Source organism: Endozoicomonas montiporae CL-33 (assembly GCF_001583435.1).
GTDB classification, from domain to species: Bacteria; Pseudomonadota; Gammaproteobacteria; order Pseudomonadales; family Endozoicomonadaceae; genus Endozoicomonas_A; species Endozoicomonas_A montiporae.
On record NZ_CP013251.1, the window covers coordinates 4,993,909 to 5,013,586 of the forward strand.

At 47.0% G+C, this 19,678-nt stretch carries 14 protein-coding genes; 6 read left to right on the forward strand and 8 right to left on the reverse strand.

The features are described from left to right. Window positions 1-12: 12 nt before the first annotated feature. Window positions 13-1,335, forward strand: coding sequence for an amino-acid N-acetyltransferase (argA, locus tag EZMO1_RS23030; protein WP_034877945.1), 1,323 nt, complete (start codon window positions 13-15; stop codon window positions 1,333-1,335). Here the strand turns inward: argA and EZMO1_RS23035 are convergent. The 4 genes from EZMO1_RS23035 to thiI form a co-directional block, all read right to left on the reverse strand. Further along, window positions 1,328-2,767, reverse strand: a complete 1,440-nt coding sequence (locus EZMO1_RS23035; RefSeq protein WP_034877944.1) for an acetate and sugar kinases/Hsc70/actin family protein — start codon at window positions 2,765-2,767, stop codon at window positions 1,328-1,330. The two genes, argA and EZMO1_RS23035, sit on opposite strands and share 8 nt — an antisense overlap. Before the next feature lie 99 nt (window positions 2,768-2,866). Further along, window positions 2,867-5,260 carry a hypothetical protein gene (locus EZMO1_RS23040; protein WP_222842159.1) on the reverse strand — a complete coding sequence of 798 codons (2,394 nt, stop codon included), beginning with the start codon at window positions 5,258-5,260 and terminating at the stop codon, window positions 2,867-2,869. A gap of 209 nt (window positions 5,261-5,469) precedes the next feature. Further along, window positions 5,470-5,976 carry a dihydrofolate reductase gene (locus EZMO1_RS23045; protein WP_034877942.1) on the reverse strand — a complete coding sequence of 169 codons (507 nt, stop codon included), beginning with the start codon at window positions 5,974-5,976 and terminating at the stop codon, window positions 5,470-5,472. A 276-nt stretch (window positions 5,977-6,252) separates the two neighbouring features. Further along, on the reverse strand, window positions 6,253-7,713 hold the full coding sequence (gene thiI, locus EZMO1_RS23050; RefSeq protein WP_034877941.1) for a tRNA uracil 4-sulfurtransferase ThiI: 1,461 nt from the start codon (window positions 7,711-7,713) through the stop codon (window positions 6,253-6,255). 960 nt (window positions 7,714-8,673) lie between these two features. Here thiI and glnA point away from each other — a divergent pair. The 5 genes from glnA to EZMO1_RS23085 all read left to right on the forward strand — a co-directional run bounded on the left by glnA (window position 8,674) and on the right by EZMO1_RS23085 (window position 14,034). Continuing rightward, on the forward strand, window positions 8,674-10,077 hold the full coding sequence (glnA, locus tag EZMO1_RS23065; protein WP_034877938.1) for a glutamate--ammonia ligase: 1,404 nt from the start codon (window positions 8,674-8,676) through the stop codon (window positions 10,075-10,077). Window positions 10,078-10,172: 95 nt separating this feature from the next. Further along, a complete protein-coding gene (locus EZMO1_RS23070; RefSeq protein ID WP_051790399.1) occupies window positions 10,173-10,709 on the forward strand; it encodes a DUF4124 domain-containing protein in 537 nt (178 codons plus the stop codon). A gap of 319 nt (window positions 10,710-11,028) precedes the next feature. Beyond that, window positions 11,029-12,075 (forward strand): nitrogen regulation protein NR(II), encoded by a 1,047-nt coding sequence (gene glnL, locus EZMO1_RS23075; protein WP_330217132.1) that lies wholly within the window; start codon window positions 11,029-11,031, stop codon window positions 12,073-12,075. 33 nt (window positions 12,076-12,108) lie between these two features. Beyond that, window positions 12,109-13,563 (forward strand): nitrogen regulation protein NR(I), encoded by a 1,455-nt coding sequence (gene glnG, locus EZMO1_RS23080; RefSeq protein ID WP_034877936.1) that lies wholly within the window; start codon window positions 12,109-12,111, stop codon window positions 13,561-13,563. A gap of 222 nt (window positions 13,564-13,785) precedes the next feature. After that, window positions 13,786-14,034 (forward strand): hypothetical protein, encoded by a 249-nt coding sequence (locus tag EZMO1_RS23085; protein ID WP_034877935.1) that lies wholly within the window; start codon window positions 13,786-13,788, stop codon window positions 14,032-14,034. Between the two features lie 228 nt (window positions 14,035-14,262). Here the strand turns inward: EZMO1_RS23085 and EZMO1_RS23090 are convergent, their stop codons facing one another. The 4 genes from EZMO1_RS23090 to EZMO1_RS23105 form a co-directional block, all read right to left on the reverse strand. Next, on the reverse strand, window positions 14,263-15,258 hold the full coding sequence (locus EZMO1_RS23090; RefSeq protein ID WP_034877934.1) for a hypothetical protein: 996 nt from the start codon (window positions 15,256-15,258) through the stop codon (window positions 14,263-14,265). Window positions 15,259-15,343: 85 nt separating this feature from the next. Further along, complete coding sequence (locus tag EZMO1_RS23095) at window positions 15,344-16,054, reverse strand: fimbrial biogenesis chaperone (protein ID WP_145912712.1); 711 nt, start codon at window positions 16,052-16,054, stop codon at window positions 15,344-15,346. Between the two features lie 4 nt (window positions 16,055-16,058). Further along, entirely contained in the window at window positions 16,059-18,557 is a 2,499-nt protein-coding gene (locus tag EZMO1_RS23100) for a CS1-pili formation C-terminal domain-containing protein (RefSeq protein ID WP_034877933.1), read from the reverse strand. Window positions 18,558-18,599: 42 nt separating this feature from the next. After that, window positions 18,600-19,607: a hypothetical protein gene (locus EZMO1_RS23105; RefSeq protein WP_034877932.1), complete on the reverse strand. Its 1,008-nt coding sequence runs from the start codon at window positions 19,605-19,607 to the stop codon at window positions 18,600-18,602. Between the last annotated feature and the right edge of the window lie 71 nt (window positions 19,608-19,678).

Here is a 19,678-nt window from a genome sequence, read left to right on the forward strand (position 1 = left end):
ACTGGCAAGTTTGTGAACGATTTCAGTACCGAGTACGTAAAGTTTTTTCGTCAGTCTTCTCCTTATATTCATGCCCATCATGGCAAGACCTTTGTCATTACTCTGGGGGGAGAAGCTCTGGCGCACGAAAACCTGACCAATATCATTAATGATATTGCGCTGCTCAGCAGTTTGGGGGTGCGCATGGTGCTGGTCTATGGTGCCCGTCCACAGATCGAGTGCCGACTGAAGGAAAAAGGTCTTCAATCTGACTTTTGTCAGAATCGTCGCATTACCGACAAGCAAAGTCTGGAATGCGTCATGGATGCCGTCGGTAACCTGCGGGCACTGATTGAATCAAGGTTGTCTTCCAGTCTGGTGAACTCGCCCATGCAGGGTGCCAGCATCCGGGTGGTCAGCGGTAACTTTGTCACTGCCAAGCCTTTAGGCGTGCTGGATGGCATCGATTTTCAGCATACCGGCGGCGTTCGTCGAATCGACGACAAAGCCATTCATCAGCTGTTGGACAACGACTATATTGTTTTACTGCCTTGCCTTGGACTCTCTCCCACGGGTGAAGTGTTTAATATAGAAGTCGAGGAACTGGCCACTCATACCGCTATTCATTTGCAGGCTGAAAAGCTGATACTTTTTGGTAAACAGGCGGGAGTGGTGGGAGAAAACGGCCAATTGATCAGTCAACTGTCTCCGGGCGTTGCAGGCCGCTATCTGGATGAGCTGAAAAAACAGGATGAACAGATTCACCTTACACGTCTATTGTCTTCTGCAATAACAGCTTGTCTTGGCGGCGTAGAACGAGCCCAGCTGGTGAATTTTCAGGAAGACGGTTCGCTATTGCTCGAACTGTTTACCCGGGATGGCAGAGGCACAATGATCTCTGCCGATCGCTATGAAGAAATTCGTACCGCTACCATTGAAGACGTCACAGGCATTCTGGAACTCATCAGGCCACTGGAAGAGGCTGGCGCTCTCAGACGTCGCTCCAGAAAAGAGCTGGAAAGAGAAATCGGCCTGTTTCGGGTCATAGATCTGGATGGCACCATCATAGGTTGCGCTGCCATTCATCCTTTCCCCGGAGAGAAAACCGCTGAACTGGCCTGCCTGGTGGTACATCCTGAATATCGTCGGAATCAGCGTGGCGACAGTCTACTGGAAGCTATTGTTGAACAGGCGAAGCAACAGAAGCTGGAACAGGTTTTTGTGCTAACCACGCAAACCATTCACTGGTTTATAGAGCGAGGATTCAGGCAAACCAATGCAGAAGCACTGCCACCCAGCAAAAGGCAGCAGTACAACGTTAAGCGTCAATCCAAGATTCTGATGCTTGTTATTTAGTTTCAGCAACATTCCGGGCAGGAGGCATTAAAGAAGTGTGCATAAGCTCCTCAAGTGCCTCTTTTTCTGATAGCTGATCATCAAGCAGAGTAATTTTATAGCCATTCGCTCTGGCATATGCGTAACCAGCCGTCCAGGTGGCGGGATAGGTCTTTCCTTCAAATTTGAACGACTTAACAATGACCAGGTTGTGGTGGGGCTGCAAGCCAAAGTGCTCCAGCAGTGATGCCATGTAGGTCAATGTGCCACAATATTGATTACTTTTAGCCGGTTTAAACGAACCGCTGTAGACAAAGTCGGATGGCAAAGTAACAACACGTTCTTTTGTCATTGGCGGCAATGTTGCTTCAAAATCTTTGAACAGGTTTATTTCGTTCTCACTGTTTTTTGATGCCAGTGCTTCATCCAAAGCTTTTACCGTGAAGTTATCACAGGCATACTTTGCTGCCTTTTCAAGTTGTTCAACGGTTAAATGGGAACGAAGCCCCATGTCTACGGTGTAGTCATAGAAATAACCGCTTAAATAGTATGTGTCGGGCATTGCGGATCTGGCATCCTGTTCAGCCTGCTGCCATATGAACTGATTTTTTGGCTCAGTCTCTTTTACAACAAACAGCTCTTCCATAGATTCTTTGCAAGCCTTGAAGTCAACATATGAAGAACTATCAGCCGCTTCGCAATGCCGAGTCATAACCTCTGGATGCAAATGCTCGTACCCCTTGTAAGCCTTATTTAGCCCAAACCCCATTTGAGACCTGGCAAAGAGAGTATGGGTTTTGTTTCTGTCATAGCCTGACTCAAATAACAGAAAGTTTTTATCGCCTTCTTCTGATTGGTCATCATTAACCTGAACTTTAGTATCTGCTAACCATTTATAAGCTATCTGGGCTGATGCACCACCTAATTCAACAATGCCATAGCTATTTTTTGAGTCAGCATAGACATAATTCACCCCTAACCAGTTATATGCTCCCTCCATAGAACCATCCAAAACCCGCAATTCAAGAGAGTGTTTATGCTCATCAACTCCAAACTTGATCAGTTTGCTTCTGATCATCTTAAGCAATCGCCCGGCACCCAGCCTGTCTTCCCTTTTTCCTGCTGTCATACCAAGAAACAACATGGACTGACTGTTTGGCTGATTACTATTTTCATTAAGCATGGTTACAATTTTTTCAGCCGAATCATCTGTTAGGCCACCATCCTCCTCCTTCAAAGCACTGGCCTGAATAATTTTTGAAGACCTTATCAAGCGAAACTCTTCATCAGTATTGTTTCGGCCAAAAAAGAACGCCACTAACCTAGAGCCTGAACTTCCATCATCAAGAACTACAATTTTTCGGGTTTCCAGATATTGCGATTCACCACCAGCTGACACGATAGTAGAAAAAGGAAACAGTAATAAAATTATGATTTCCCTTACTTTGATCAATCTGGCTAGCCTGAAAAAAAATGGAAGCAACGACCGCATTTTGCACCCTGCATTTTTTCTATTCTAAATTCGCAACCCTAAAGGTTAGTTCAGGAGGGATTATTCGCCAGCAATAATGTCTGACATTTTGCTATCAAGGTAGTCGGTTCTGGTTTGTATACTCCGATGCAGCGCTCCAACGGCTCCAGCCATCATCTCTCTAACCCAGAATTCGTACTTTTGACGTTTCAGAATCATGATAGCCGCCTCATATTCATCCATATACTCGTAGGGTTTGGCGTACGGGTTTTCATCACTGAGTTCTTTCTGAAACTTCAGTTCATCCATCAATTCTTTATGATATTTGTGCAAAGCCAGTGTTTTTTCCACAAAGTCCGGCAGCTTATCTTTGGCGAGCCGCCGAATAGTATTCACCTCTTCCCGTCCTGTGCGCTTACGCCGCCAAGGGCCAAACCCTGTGGTCTGTTTTCTTCCTTTTTGAATGGCTTCAAAACGATTTTCATTGATTCTTGTGTTAATCCTTTCCAGCACAAAATCCACAGTAAAGAAAAAACCAAACGATGCTAAACCTACAAGGTCTGGCTTTGGTAAGGCAGGCATAGTTGTCTGTCTGGGGGAGCCTTGAATAAAAGACCAGCCTAGCTTCAAACTATGAGTGAGTGTAGAGTTAACCGTGTCTCTTATTAATTTGATCATGTAAAGACCAACACCATCCTTGGCAACATGAGCCGCTGTTTCAGCATGACGGTTCAGCATTTCCCTGTTAGCATCGTTTCTGGCAAGTCCTGGCATTTCCTGATCGAGGATTCGCTGGTATTCGTCCAGTGTCTTTTTCCTTTTTACTGTTGATAATCCTGCCTTTTTGGCAAGCCCCGGAAAAACTGTTTTCAACCAGCCCGATTTGTTTGTTTCCAGATGGAATGTTCTTTCTGTCACTCTGGGGTCATTGGCTGCACGGTTGAACAGCGCTTCTCGTCTGGCAGGGTTCATAGTGGCAAACTTGGTTTCCCACAAGTCTTGACCACGGCCTTCCCACTCCTTATCCATCTTGCGCAGATCGGCAGTCACCGTCGTATAGAGGACGTCGTACAGTCTGAACGCTTTTCTGACATTTTCGCGACGGTGTAAATAACGAGCTTTGCCTTCTTCCAGTTTTATTACATCGTTCAGTGAGTAGGCGTTGGGGGCCATGGCCAGCCGCTTCTCAGCGTCTTTTTCCAGTTCAGCGTAAGCATTATAAATTCTTGCCAATGTCTCATGACTGCATACATAACGCAGACTGCGCAGAAACATTCTGAATTTCTTCTCATCCAGTTCACTGATGTAGTTCAGCTCTGAACCATCCAGACGAAAATCGCCTGAGAGCTGCATTTTCTGGATAGCTTTCAATGCCTTTACCATTCTTATCGCATGAGTCATCCCACTCCAGAGGGCGTAGTATCCAATGTAATAAAGAAGATTCAGTACAGCAGCGATGCCCCCACTGCCCACACCCAGAATAAAGGTGCTGAACAATGTGCCCAAGGTTCCTATCAGCGCTTCTTTTTTGTTTCTGAGCGCCTTACGCTTGAGACGGTTAAGCAAATCATGCCGGGGGATTTTTATACCTTTGCCATTGTCCACAACAGTGCGAATATACTTTTTATCTTCGCTGTCGAGCTCATAGCGGTTAGCAATCGGACGCTCAAGACCAGGAGGAGTCGCAGCAGGATTCGAACGATCAAACGCCATAAAATTGGCTGACGAATCGCACTGATCCATATGCGCTCTGGCCGGATCAGGCTGATAACCCAAATACCAGCGAATCCGGTTTTTGACCTCCAGAATCCGCTCAAACGTAATATCCCGATCTTCTCGCAACCCTTGAGAAACAGCTATTTCAGCGACTGTTTTTTCAGCAGCGTCCCGGATTTCCTTTGTGTTTTTATGTTCGTCGTGGCTGTGCCTGACCACGGTATCAACGAAATGCGGCATCAGAGCCCGTTCCAGAAATCCAACCGGCAATCTGCGATCCTGAGATAAAAAGCGGTAAGCCAACTCAGTCGTCGAAAGTTCCACATCAACCTTTATGGAATCCATCACCGCTTTTTTGACTGATTTCGTACCACCCGCAAGCACTTCAACTCTCTGGTCATCAATAGTTTGGCGCTGAAGCTGACCAATACCATGCAGCTGCATAACACAAGCTATTTCATAGTCTTTGATATTTCTGTGATACTCATCCGGAATGCGGGTAGAAGCTTCTTTACTGAACGACTCGTGAAGACTCATGACCCGATGAACAGAAGGTTTGCCAAACAGCAAGCGCTTAAAGCCGCTGGACAGGAAAGCCAGGGCCGAGACAATGTGCCCCTTCCAGGTCTGGTATTCCGAAACGCCCAGCTCCCGGCTGTTCGGGTTTGATAAAGACGGCAATGCCGCAGCTGGCCTGACATCAGAAAAATTGCCAGCCCTGAATCTATGCATACCTCTTAATCCCTGAGATATTGTCATTCGGTATGAATTAGATTTTTTTACTTCAATTTAGAGTTAAAAAGCCTTTTAAAATCATAAAAAGAAATAAAAAATTCTGCTTGTAACAACTTTTAAACTATAGATGGTGGCGTGTTTAAGGTCAGAATAGGGGCAGGAAGAAGTGAATACTGTTTCTTTCACCCGTTAAGTGACAGAAACAGTATGAGACAATACTTGAAGATTTTGCTTCAATCTTTACGGTCAAGCACCAGATAGCTGAAGGTCAGTGGGTCATCATCTTCAGATTGCATATCTTGTCTGGCCGTTTCCAGCCAGTCGCTTTCAACAATTTCAGGAAAAAAAGCATCGCCTTCAAAGCTTTGATAAACCTTTGTCAGATACAGCCGGTCAGCCTTATCCAGAGCCTGTTCATAGATCTGCGCGCCACCAATCACCATCACTTCATCGTTGCCATTGATCAGGGCAATGTCTTCAGCCAGCGCCAGCGCTTCAGTAAGGCTATGAACCACTTTCACCCCATCATGCTGCCACTCGCTGTCTCTGGTAATGACTATATTGGTTCGCCCCGGCAGAGGTTTACGCAGGGAGTCAAACGTCTTGCGTCCCATGATAATCGGCTTACCCATCGTCACCGCTTTGAAATAACGCAGGTCACCGGGCAGATACCAGGGCATTTTATTGTTGATGCCGATTGCGTTGTTTTCCGCAACGGCAGCGATCATGGCTATTTTCATTACTCACACAAGGTAGTCAGTTCAGTTAGTCATCATTGTGTTGATGAAACTGAATAGATTCAACTATTCATTCAGCTATCCATTCACTCATTAGCATGCAACAAAACCCACCAGCACCCGACAAACTATAACCAGGCCCTGACTACGACATGTTCCCTCTGGCTAATTAGCTCATATCTCTGATTAGCGAATATATATGATCAAATTACGTGGCTATTTCACGTAACTATTTCAGACCGCCTTCCTCGAAGGCGGTCTTTTTTTATAAAACCGGGATTACTTATGATCCGGATTAAACACGCCCACATTTTCATGGCCTTCTTCACGAAGGTGCATGGCATGCAGCTGACTCATTACGCCTTTTTCACAATACAGCAGGTAGTGCTTTTCTCTATCCAGTTCTGCAAACCTGGTTCGTAACTGATAAAAAGGCACATGCATCACTTCACGATCCTGCATGGAGAACGGTTTGATCTCTTCTTCATCAGGATGACGAATATCAATGATAATCTCGCCCTGATCCACATGATCCACCACTTCCACTTCTTCACGGGTCAGGTCATCGGCAATGATATCGCTGACAGAAACGACACGACGCTCTGCAACGGCTTTATCCAGCTGGGCAAAATCAAAACGCTCTTCTTCTGCTGCAATCTTTTCAGGCTTGGCTTTAGTGGTTGGGTTCTTGGAAATAACCGCGCAGTACTCAGGAATATTTTTCACAAATTCCTCGGTACCAATACGAGCGGAGATATCAATAATATCCTGCTTGTCCATTGCCACCAGCGGACGCAACACCAGATGATCGGTTGCTGCATCAATCACAGCCAGATTGGTCAACGTCTGGCTGGAGACCTGAGCGACAGCCTCACCAGTCACCAAAGCTTCAACATGCATTTCTTTGGCGGCCGAGGTAGCAGCCCTGAGCATCATTCGCTTGAGAATCACGCCCATCTGGGAGTTATCCACATTCTTCAGAATTTCCTCAACCACGCCTTCAAACGGAATAGTGACAAACTGAACATTGTGGGAGGAACCAAAACGGCTCCACAGGTAATAAGCCACTTCCTTAACCGCCAGCTCATGGGCATGACCACCCAGATTAAAGAAACAGAAGTGGGTACGAATACCACGCTTCATAGTCAGGAAGCTGGAAACCGTTGAGTCAAAGCCACCGGAGATCAACGACAGTACCGGCTCCATGGAACCCAGTGGATAACCGCCAAGACCTTCACCACGGGCAGTCTCGAGGAAATAGCGGTCACGCTTGATCTCAATTTTTACCGTCACATCCGGATTCTTAAGTTTTACACCGGCCGCTTCAGTCTGAACATTCAGGCCACCACCCACCTGCTTTTCCACATCAATAGACTGGAAATCATGGGAACCCTGTCTGGCGCAGGTCACACGGAAGGTTTTGCCTGTCAGTCGTTCACGAAAAGCTGGCAGGGCTTTCTCCAGAATGTCATCAATGGTGGTCAGAGGGTATTCCGTCACCTGCATCCAGTAAGCAATGCCGGGAATATGGCTCAAATGATCTTTCGTTTCAGCCAGCAGAACAGGGTCATCAGACGAGGTCGTTACCTCAATAAAGTCCCAGGTGCCACGAACATCAACACCCGCATCAGAACGCTTGAGGATGGCACGAATATTCTTTCGCAGCACTTTAATAAAACGCTTGCGCACCGGAGTACTTTTAATCGTAATTTCCGGAAACAGCTTAATGATGAACTTCATGGTTCTGGACTACCGTGATCATGCCGCAGGCACTCTTTAGCCCGAATATTTCATAAAATGCATGCGCTATTGCTACATCCCTTGAAAACTCTCGCTTGTACCTGCAATGGCTTCGGACTGATGTGTCCGAAGCATTTTTGGTAAAAAAGCACTATTTCCATGGGCTGTTGACAGTTGGCAGCAAATTTATGAAATATTCGGGTTAGGATGATGAGAGTAAGGTGATTAAGTACTCAACCATACGAAATCATATTTTCTGACTCATTGTTCAGGTGCTCTGACTGCGTTGCAACTCTGGTCACATAGCTTGCTATGCTCCCGCCGTTGCGCCTTGCAGAGCACCTGCCCAATAAGCCAGAAATATTCGATTCCGTATGGCCGAGTACTTAAAGCTTACTGCAACCTGACAGCAATGTTTTGAGAAAAAATAGAGAGAAAAGTGCCGGAATTATACAGAAACACGCGGTTGTGACACATCCCCCAAAATTTTCTGGTCTCTGTCTTCTACCACCAGCACCACCGGAGATAAATACCTGCAAGCATTAGTAGTCAGCGCAGTTTCACGATACACTGACTGCCGCCTGCCATCGGGAACAGAAAAGCAGGCCATCCCGGCTTTTTTACACTGGTACATGCACCAACCGGACTCAAATAATCCAACTGTGCATCAAATTAGTGCATAAGAACCGTTTGCCATGTTTACTTTTAGTGCATATAGACAGGATTTCACTGCTAAATCCTTCAACACAGCTGCACAAGAGGGCATGAAACAGCACTTTGGAAAGCTGGCACGCCGTTTGCTTTTCCAGATGCAGATCAGTCACACCTGTGGCCACCATTGAGCCCGGCGGAAGATCATTCAATCGACTCAACAATATTGACGTTGAAGATTGACGTTGAAGATCAGAGCCAAAAGCGATGCTCTCAGTTTTGAGCTAAGTCCTCTGGAGGAAATAATAAATGTCCAAGACCCTGAACCTGATCAAGGATCACGACGTTAAATGGGTTGACCTGCGCTTCACCGACACTAAAGGTAAGGAACAGCACGTTTCCATGCCAATCAGTGAAGTAGACGGCGAGTTCTTCGAACTGGGTAAAATGTTCGACGGCTCCTCCATTGCAGGTTGGAAAGGCATCAACGAATCCGACATGATCCTGATGCCAGATGACAGCAGCTCTGTAATCGATCCTTTCACCGACGAAACCACCCTGAACATCCGTTGCGACATCATTGAACCTGCCACCATGCAGGGCTATGAGCGCGACCCTCGTTCCGTTGCCAAGCGTGCGGAAGAGTACCTGAAGTCCACCGGCATTGCTGATACTGCTTTCTTTGGCCCTGAGCCAGAGTTCTTCGTCTTTGATGACGTTAAGTGGAAAGTAGACATTTCCGGTGCTGCTTACGAAATCAACTCTGAAGAAGCGCACTGGGCCAGCAACGCCACCTTTGCCGACGGCAACACAGGCCACCGTCCAAAGGTTAAAGGCGGTTATTTCCCGGTTCCTCCGGTCGATTCCCTGCACGACCTGCGTGCCAAAATGTGTCAGGCCATGGAAGATCAGGGTCTGGACGTTGAAGTACACCACCACGAAGTCGGCACCGCCGGTCAGTGTGAAATCGGTGTTAAATTCAACACGCTGGTGAAAAAAGCTGACGAAGTTCAGATTCTGAAGTACGCCGTACACAACGTTGCCCACGCCTACGGCAAAACCGCTACCTTCATGCCTAAGCCTCTGGTGGGTGATAACGGTAGCGGCATGCACGTTCACATGTCTCTGAGCAAAGACGGTGACAACCAGTTTGCTGGCGACGGTTACGCCGGTCTGAGCGAAACGGCACTGTACTACATCGGCGGTGTGATCAAACACGCAAAAGCCATTAACGCTTTTGCCAACGCTTCCACCAATTCTTACAAGCGTCTGATTCCAGGCTTCGAAGCGCCGGTCATGCTGGCTTACTCTGCCCGTAACCGTTCTGCTTCTATCCGTATTCCTTACGTGAACAGCCCTAAGGCTCGTCGTGTAGAAGTTCGCTTCCCTGACCCGACGGCTAACCCATACCTGTGCTTCGCAGCACTGCTGATGGCGGGTCTGGACGGCATCAAGAACAAGATTCACCCTGGCGATGCTGCGGACAAGGATCTGTATGACCTGCCAGCTGAAGAGGCCAAGGAAATCCCTGTTGTGGCTGAAAGCTTCGAAGAAGCTCTGGCGGCTCTGGATTCTGACCGTGAATTCCTGACTGCAGGCGGTGTATTCACCGACGATATGATCGATGCTTACATCGAACTGAAGAAAGAAGAGTGTCTGGCGATCAGCCAGACCACACACCCTGCAGAGTTTGACCTGTATTACTCCGTATAATCCAGACCCTGACATGCCAGTCAGCCTTTTCTGACTGGCATTTTTTTATCAGCGCAGTAAGCTATCTGAATACCCTTATTCACTGGTAGATTCTAATGAAAATAAATACTCTGCCACTGCTTCTGCTATTGATGATTCAACCCTTCAACGCCAGTGGGCAAATCTATAAAACCGTTGATGAACATGGCAATACCGTGTTTACCGACAAGCCGCCAGCTTCACGCCCCAGTGAACCTGTGATACTAAAACCCGCAACAAGCCTGCCTGCACCAGATCGTTCAACGTACAACACCACACCTTCACCCCCAACGCCGGTAGAGCCTGAAATAGCGACTTACAGCGCTTTTTACATTGGCAGCCCAGCTAATAATTCAACGGTTCGGAATAATGGCGACTTCACCATAAAAATATCGATTCGACCCAGTTTGGCCAGAGGACATAAAGTGCGCTTTTTTATTGATGGTAAGCTGGTTTCAGGTCCCCAACGATTACTGAGCCATAACGTCAAAAATATGGATCGGGGAACCCATCAGCTTAAAGCAGAGGTTCTGGATAATTCCGGCAAAGTGATTCAGAAAACTGAAAGTACTGTGCATGTGCAGCGTACCATATTCAGACCTCCCGCTTCCTGAGAGGCCGTCTTAAAAACTGACAGTGACATAAATACTTAATACCATACCCGGCAAATCGACCAGTAATGTAAGCCCTGAAATCACTCTCTTCAGCATCATAAAAAACGCACCATTTCGGTGCATTTTTCATGATGAATCTCTATAATTCTCCTGTCAGGCAACACTGCTGTGCATAGTACACCCATTGCATCCATTGCTATGCAGTTCTGGTTCAATTCTTGCTGTATTCCATCCAGAATGAACAACCACTGCACACTTACTTTTCAGGCATTTAAAACGTGGCATATCAAACAATAAAAACATTATCAGGAATGTTCAGGTGATCGAACAATTTGTACTTGACAACCTCAATACCGCTGTTATCGCACTTGATCAGGACTTACGGATCAGCTACCTCAATCACGCTGCCGAAAACCTGCTGGATATCAGTGAACGACGCAGTCACAGCCAACCCGTTGAAACACTGCTGTCTCAGGCAAGCCTTGAAAAAGATCTGAAGCGGGCACAGTCGCAACAACAGCAGTTCACCCGCCGCAAGGCCAGCATTAATATCAACAACGAACTTGTGACGGTTGATTACACCGTCACCCCTGTTGACTATTCAGGCATCAGTGTTCTGCTGGAAGTACATCCAAGGGATCGGTTACAAAGGATTACCCGGGAAGCCTCTTTGATTGCCAAACAAGAAACCGCCAAAATTCTTGCCCGGGGCATGGCACATGAAGTGAAGAACCCTCTTGGGGGTATTCGAGGTGCTGCACAGTTACTGGAAAGGCAACTTGAAGACAGTGATCAGAAAGAGTTCACCAAAATCATCATCGAAGAAGTTGACCGGCTTCGCGATCTGGTGGATCAAATGCTGGGGCCAATTAAACCCCCCAGCCTTAAAGAGCTGAATATTCACGAAGTCACCGAACGTGTGGTTCAACTGATCGAAGCAGAAACCGGCGGTGCCATCCAGTTTGTTCGGGACTACGACCCCAGTATTCCGGAAATACCTGCCGACCGGGAGCGGCTCATTCAAGCCATTCTGAATCTGGTTCGTAATGCCATGCAGGCTATTCAGCAACACATGCCATTAAGTGACGGACAGATTGTTATTCAAACCCGGGTGATCCGACAGTTCACTATTGCCAACGAACGTTGCCGACTGGTGTGCAATATCAGCATTATCGATAACGGCCCCGGCATTCCCGACGACCTGATCGAAAACATTTTCTACCCGATGATCAGTGGCCGCGCCGAAGGCACGGGGCTGGGGCTGCCTATGGCACAGTCGATTATCAGCCAGCACAAAGGGCTCATTGAGTGTGAAAGCAGACCGGGCCGAACCTGTTTCCATGTTTATATACCCATTGCTCAGTAAGCGGCACAGCCTCTGTGCATAACAGGAGTGTTCATGACTACCGATTCACAAGTCTGGATTATTGATGATGACCGATCGATTCGCTGGGTGCTGGAAAAATCCCTGCAAGGCGAAGGGCTTAATGTAGAGTCTTTTGACTGTGCGGATAAAGCTATAGAGGCACTGGGCACAAACAAACCGGAAGCCATCATCAGCGATGTCCGCATGCCGGGCACCAATGGTCTGGCCTTTCTCAAGCAGGTACAGGAAAGCTATCCCGAGCTGCCCGTTATCATTATGACCGCCCACTCGGATCTGGACAGTGCAGTAGCCTCTTACCAGAGCGGTGCTTTTGAGTACTTACCCAAGCCTTTTGATATTGACGATGCCATTTCCCTGACCAAACGGGCACTGGAACACAGTCGCCAGCAGACGCAGGAAGTCAGTATTGAGCCTGTAGACACGTCCACCGAAATCATTGGTGAAGCTGCCGCCATGCAGGAAGTGTTTCGCGCTATCGGGCGTTTATCCCATTCCAATATCACCGTGCTGATCAACGGTGAATCCGGCACAGGTAAAGAGCTGGTTGCCCGGGCACTGCACAGACACAGCCCAAGAGCGGCCAATCCGTTTATTGCACTGAACATGGCAGCCATACCGAGAGACCTGATTGAATCAGAGCTTTTTGGCCATGAAAAAGGTGCCTTTACCGGAGCCGGAGCCATGCGTAAAGGTCGCTTTGAACAGGCGGGTAACGGCACGCTCTTTTTGGATGAGATTGGCGATATGCCAGCCGATACACAAACCCGGCTGCTCAGGGTTCTGGCCGATGGCGAATTTTACAGAGTGGGTGGTCACACACCTGTAAAAGCCGATGTAAGGATCATTGCGGCTACACATCAGGATCTTGAACGACTGGTTGAAGAAGGTAAGTTTCGGGAAGATTTATTCCACCGTCTAAACGTTATTCGGGTTCATTTGCCCAAGCTCAGTGAACGCTCTGAAGATATTCCAGCGCTGGCACGACACTTTCTTGATCAGGCGGCTAAAGAGTTAAACGTTGAAACCAAAATTCTCACGCCCGAAACCGAAAGCTACTTCGCCCTGCTGCCCTGGCCCGGCAATGTCCGGCAGCTGGAAAATACCTGCCGCTGGCTGACGGTGATGGCTTCAGGCAGAGAAGTGCTGATATCTGATCTACCACCGGAGCTTATGGATAGAAAGCTGCTGGATAATAAACTGTTGGATCAGGACCAACTTCCACAGACGGTACAATCCGACAGCTGGGAGCAGCTGTTGAAGCAATGGGTAGAGAAGGAGCTAGCCATTGGCCACTCAAATATTCTTGAAAAAGCGGTTCCGTCCTTTGAGCGCATTCTGATTGAATCAGCACTGCAGCACACCGGCGGGCGTAAGCGGGATGCCTCTGAACTACTGGGCTGGGGGCGCAATACTCTCACCCGGAAGATAAAAGAGCTGGGGATTGTTGACAAAGCCATTTCTGACTAAAAACCCCGTAGGAAGGAGTCAGGCTTCTGACGCTGGCTCTTTCCACCTATCCTGCTATTGATCCATTTATCCACAGGCTCTTTAGCCTCTGAAACGACGTACTTCCTATCCTGCTGATTTCTATAGAATTTCGATCTATCAACTGAGTACCGACCTGCTGGCAGTCTCTATAATCAAAGTTCAGGGATAAATCAGAAAAGATGTTGATTAAGGAGTACCCTCATGGACGTTAAACGCCAAGTAAAATGGATGTCTGGCGCAGTGCTTTCCATTCTGTTTGCAGTCACAATGCCTGTTCAGGCAGACACTTCCAAGAAAAAAACAATGATCATCGCGGGCCCCATTGGCAAAAGCTCCAGTGCTTCAGCCAGAATTACGCTGGTGATTCCACCCAGACCCGACAAAGCCAAACCATCAGCCTCCCAGAAAAAAGAGTCTGATCAATCCGTTGATAAAAAAACTCAAAAATAGTCTCGAAAACGGAACCCCTGACACCTCTCACGGGTTCCGCGATTCATATAAAAATGCAGCATACCAAATAAGCTGATTTGGTTTTTGTATATACCCATTGGATTTCAAGATGCTACTAGGCGACAAGTGAGTGAAGCCCCGTGAGCCTACGAGTAGTAGGTGATCGGGGTGAGCGAACGCTGACAACAACGTAGCATCTTGAAAGGCGATGGGTATATGCCAGCCTCATCACTCAGGTTCTACAGTAAGAGTCAGCGTGCCTACATAAATATCGGCTTTTCTGGTGCTTAGGGTATTGATATCAGGGAGTTCTAATTTTAGCTGCATATTTTCACCTACGGCTGTCGTACAGTTTTCAGTCCGATCACCACGAAAGCCGGTTAAGATACTTCCATAATTAACTTCACGATAAGACATACCTGTATTGGCAAGGTATACAGAATAGTCAATAGAATCGTTGGTATGAGCTCCTTCTAGTGTGAATGCACCTTCATACGTGGTGGGTGTTAATTTAAAGTTGCCACCGCCCTGCACATAAACACAAAATGGCTGAGAATGAACTCTGCTAAAGCTGTCCTTTAGAAATGTCCCGAAAGAGACATTTTCCAGACCGCTGATTTTGACCTGGGTGTTTATGATGACTCTGATTTCAATATAAAAGTTATTAAAGTCTTCACCGGCAACCCGACCTTTGACCCACAACCAGAAAGTATGTTCACCGGGATCCAGTTTATCTAAATAACTATCATGAAAAGTCAGAATCAAGTTGGCGTGATAGTATTTGTCAGGTTTTCCATCATCATCACCTCCCTTAACTTTACCGCCTTCTCCCGGTATCCACTCTGAACGCCTCTCAGGAGAAGTCATTTCAATAGTGTAAGAAGATTCAGAAACTTCACTAAGACCATATGACCCATAACTTAGAGGCTCACGTCTGATTTGCCACTTTTCACTTTTATCGTCATCATAAGCACGAAACATAAAGTCGATGAAGATAGGGATACTACCTTTACCCAGCTCAAACTCTCCTAAAAAATCAGTTTTGTTCTTCTCGTTCCCTTTGCAGGTCCCCCCCCCCAGATCGGTAAAACAGAAAACTTCGTCATCAGAATAAATTTCCGGGCAAAAAACAGCCATGAAACATATGAGCAGATAAACAATAACAGGCTGTAAGCGAACAACTATGCTGATAACTGACAACAGTACTACTTGTAAGTACTTCATTCTTTTTACAACCCAGTTTGAGCCTGAATCTGGCAGCTAAATCTGGCGGCTGAATCTGGCGGCTGAATCTGGCTATAAAGCCTTTCTACAGGCTGAATTCCTGCCGCTGTTCACGAGTCCCGTCAAACATACCAAAACGAACCAGTTTACCTTTACCGGGTAAATCAAGAGTCAAACTCTGTCCGGCATAAATCCGGCCACCGGCGGTAATCTCGACGCAATCTCCGTTCTTTTCAGTGACCGTGCATTGCTCGCCATTGCGGAGAATAACGTTGCTGTTGCCCTTGTTGGTGAATGTCACTTTATTGCCTTCACGCTTTGCTGTGACTTCGTAAACCGGATTTTCAGGCCGGACAAAAATCAGCGCCTGATAGGCGATCAACAACTGGATTGCATTCTGGTTTGCTTCCACATCGCCGGTCACAGGTCGGAACGTAATTCGATAGACTTCTTCAGTCTCTTTCGGTGTTTCGAGGTTCACCAGACGAACCGTTCTTCGTCCCCGCGGGGCAACAATGGACTTCTGCGGGGTGGCCAGCAGTTTCATTTCATCAGGGTTGATGATTCGAATACGCTCTTCATTTTCTGCGCCGGGGTTAACGACCTTGTAGATTTCTGTCTGCAAAAACAGATTGTCTTCGCTGACATTGGTTACCCGTATATCCTGTCTTGGCTGATTGCCAGGCTCAAAATAGACAATCATTCGATCCAGAAGCATATTGGCACTGGCAAAGGGTACGGTCATGAAGGTCGCAAGCGCGAGTGCCAGAAACCCTGTTTTTCTTCTTACTTCCACGACATCATCCTGATAATTTGTTATTTGATGCGTTCACCTGATTATGAACGTCTGAATAACGACAAACAACCTGCCCAAGGTTAATAAAGTCATCTTCAGACTCTTCAATATCCAGTTCTACCAGACACTGTTTACCACCTTTGACAAAGATCAAACTATCACTGTCGTTTGTCACTTCAGCCTGAAACATTCCAAACTCATCACTGACTGCCAGCCCCAGGCCACCTTGCACGCTCGCGTTAGCTAACCAATCGCCATCAATTGTTCTAACTCTGCCGTACAATACCCTGACACTGTTAACCGTGTACTCAAGGTCTATCACATTACCCGGGTACAGGGTCACTTCGTATTCTTTTTCATCAAAAGAGAAAATGCTATTGCCCGCAGGCCTGATACCAACCTTATAAGTTCTGAACGGACTGAGATGAACAATGGATGGCTTGCCACCCAGTGCATAACCCCGTCGTTGGTTATCGATGTAAACATCAAACTGATCGCCGAGAGAAGCCCCGTCCACGGTAACGACAACGGCAGAACGCGACTGAGATTCGCCGCCAAAGGCAAATACATTACTGTTTGCCATAAAGCTGGTGCTCAGACTGGCAGAATACGCAGTGCTGGTCGTCGTATCCGTTTCGGCATGGTTGAGGTTCAGGTTGGCAGTGCCCCAGGTCGAGGCGTATCGGCTGGATAGTCCCGCAGAAACCCTTCCAGGGGCTTTCTCAGCCCGAATAGTACTGCGAAAATTACCCGCAAAAGTGTCCTTATCGTTATAGGTGGCCGAGACCTGAAGTCTTTCAGACTGGTCAGTATCACCGTTAATATCTTTATCATAGCGAGCTTGCGGGTTTGCCCGGTAAGTCCAGCTACCTTTTGAACGACTCAAGTCAAATGAAATCAAACCGCTGACCTGGCCTTCATCCGTCCAGGAAGTATCAAACCGCATTGAAACAGAATAAAGACCATCACGATACAGCGTTCTACTGTATCCGACACTTTGCCTTGTCTGTCTGTTGCTCTGACTGCCATCAAGAGACTTGCTCTCACTTTCACTGTAACGATAACTGCCATTGCCACCCAAAATCGGGTAGTTCAACGACACACTACTTTGACGAAACTCATTACCTAAAAGATCAAACCCGGTTGAAGGCTTAACCTCATCTCTCCACAGTTGCAAATAACTGCCACTGATATTGAAAAGCCCGTAACGATAGCGCGCATCCAGCTTGCCACCAAAGTCGCCATCACTTGATGCCATAAAAGAAGGAGCTAACTCATAATTACGCCCAATTTTAAAGAATGATGCCTCTCCAAGGCTTTGCCCCTCGGTACCTGCCAAAGCAAACGACCCTGACAATGTATCAGCAAGACGCATGTTAATGCCGCCGCGAACCAATACATCATCGGTCAGTTCAGGCAGTATTTTCTCAGCGGAAGATTGCGATAAACGACCACCTTCAACAAAATACTCTTTCTCTCCTATCGGAGCGAGCCTTGTTTGTTTGGCAAAGAAGCGCGTTTCAGTTCGAACCAGGTTGCCTGAATCATCCAGTAAGCGAATGGTTAAATCGTAGGCACCACTGGGAAAGTTCGTGGTATCCAGCTGCTGGTTGCCTGCCTCGATAAGACCACTGCTAACCAGCCTTTCCTCATAGATCACCTCATAGCGACCCTGCACAGGCATGAAAACTTCTAATGGCGTGCCTTGGGTAAACGATCGGTCTGTACGGGTGTTAAATGAACTGGCCAGCCGGGCTCCCCAGAGCCTGCGACTGGCACTGAAATTAAGACCGAAACCGGTCGTATTCACCAGTCCTGCCTGCCACAAACGGCCTTCATAATCCCGCTCAAACAACAGGGTGTTAACGCTGACATCCTGATCTCTTGAAAAATCCCAGTTTGCCTGAAGACTGTTTTCCTCAAACGACATAAAACTACTGCCAAACACGGTGTAGTTGTCCTGTGAGTTACCATCGTTTAAGTTGCCGGAGATATTAGCCGACAGGTTTTGGATAACAGCAGCACCCGCTTCAGAGCCCGGGAGAAAACGGCTTTTATCCAGTGCCTGAACCGTCAGCAGGCTGGGGTGTATAAACAGGTCGGCTTTAAAGTTATCCGCATCAAAAATAACCTCTGCCACCTCCGGCTCGATAATACCGCAACCCTGCTCCTGCCTGCCGTAGCAGACGGCCTCGGTATGGCTGTCCAGCTCACCTTCCAGGGCCTGAATCACCGGAAACGCGTCCAGAACGGCAGGGATTTGCCGAACCAGTTTTTCGGGGTCTTCAAATTCAATAGACTTGGTTGTGAAGACTGCGGACATGGTGGTGACAAAGCGACCGCCGAAGTAGACGTCGACCATGCTTTGCTGGGGGGCGAGAAGGTCTTCGAAGCCTGCGGGGACGGAAGTTTGGGAAAGGATCAGAGGCTTCTGAGCCACAGCGATGTTAGCAAAAGCCGCTATCAAGGTAAAAAACTGAAAAGCTTTATTCTTTTTATTCATGGCTCACCTGCCCAGTTTACTCTGCTTCCTTTGCGCAGGTTTTTAATCCGGTTCAATCGTTAATATCAGCGTGTCCATATAGCTGTCTGCCGGTTTGACACTAAGGGCGCTGATTTCTGGTAACTCTATTTTTAGTTGCATGTTTTCACCAGTGGTACAGTTCTCACTGGATTCGCCAACCAATCCAGCCCTGGTTTCACCATAATCAATGGAGACAGGGTTCTGCCCAACATTGGCGACAGAAACAGTGTAAGGAATCGTACTGCCAGTGCTGGTACCTTTGAGAGCAAAAAATGAACGAGTACTTTCAGTCGTAGGAGTTATCTTAAAGTTGCCACCACCCTGTACATGGGCGCAAAATGTCTTGGTTTCACTTCTGCTAAAATCATCTGCCAGAAAGGTTCCGAAAGGGAAATTATCCAGACCACTGATTTTTACTTTGGTACTTATATCAATGGTTATCCCGATGTAGAAAGTCTTGTAGTTCTCATTACTAACACGGCCATGTATGGGAAGCCAGAAAAAATGTTCTCCAGCCTCCAAATTATTAAAGTAATTATCAATAAAGGTTAGTTTTAATTCTACTGTGTAGTATATATCAGAAGATCCCTCATCATCCCCACCGGAAATTTTTCCACTGTCACCTTCTGACCATGAATCTGTTTGCGTGGGAGATATCATTTCTATATTGTATGAATCTTCAGAAATATCCTGAGGAAAAAGAAAGCTATAACGCAATAGTCCACGTTTTAAATCCCACTTTTCGCTATCACTTTCATCGTAAGCACGAAACTTGAATCTTATAGTTATAGGATCACTGCCTTTCTCTATCTCTCCTACTTCCAAAAAATCATATTTAAGCGAAATGTTGCTACTACACACATCGCCATCAAGATCAGTAAAACAAAATACTTCATCATCATCGTCATCGTCAGCATACCCAAATGAAGAAAAAACAACCAAACCACACAACAGCAGGTTCAGGAAAACAGTTAATACTTTTTTTCCTGCACCTTTGCTAAATAATTGAACAGTTTGGAAGGACATCATACTTATAATCCTGACTTAGCCTTTCCGGCTTTTTTATTATCCTGAGACTAAATCGAGTAGTGTACATCGGA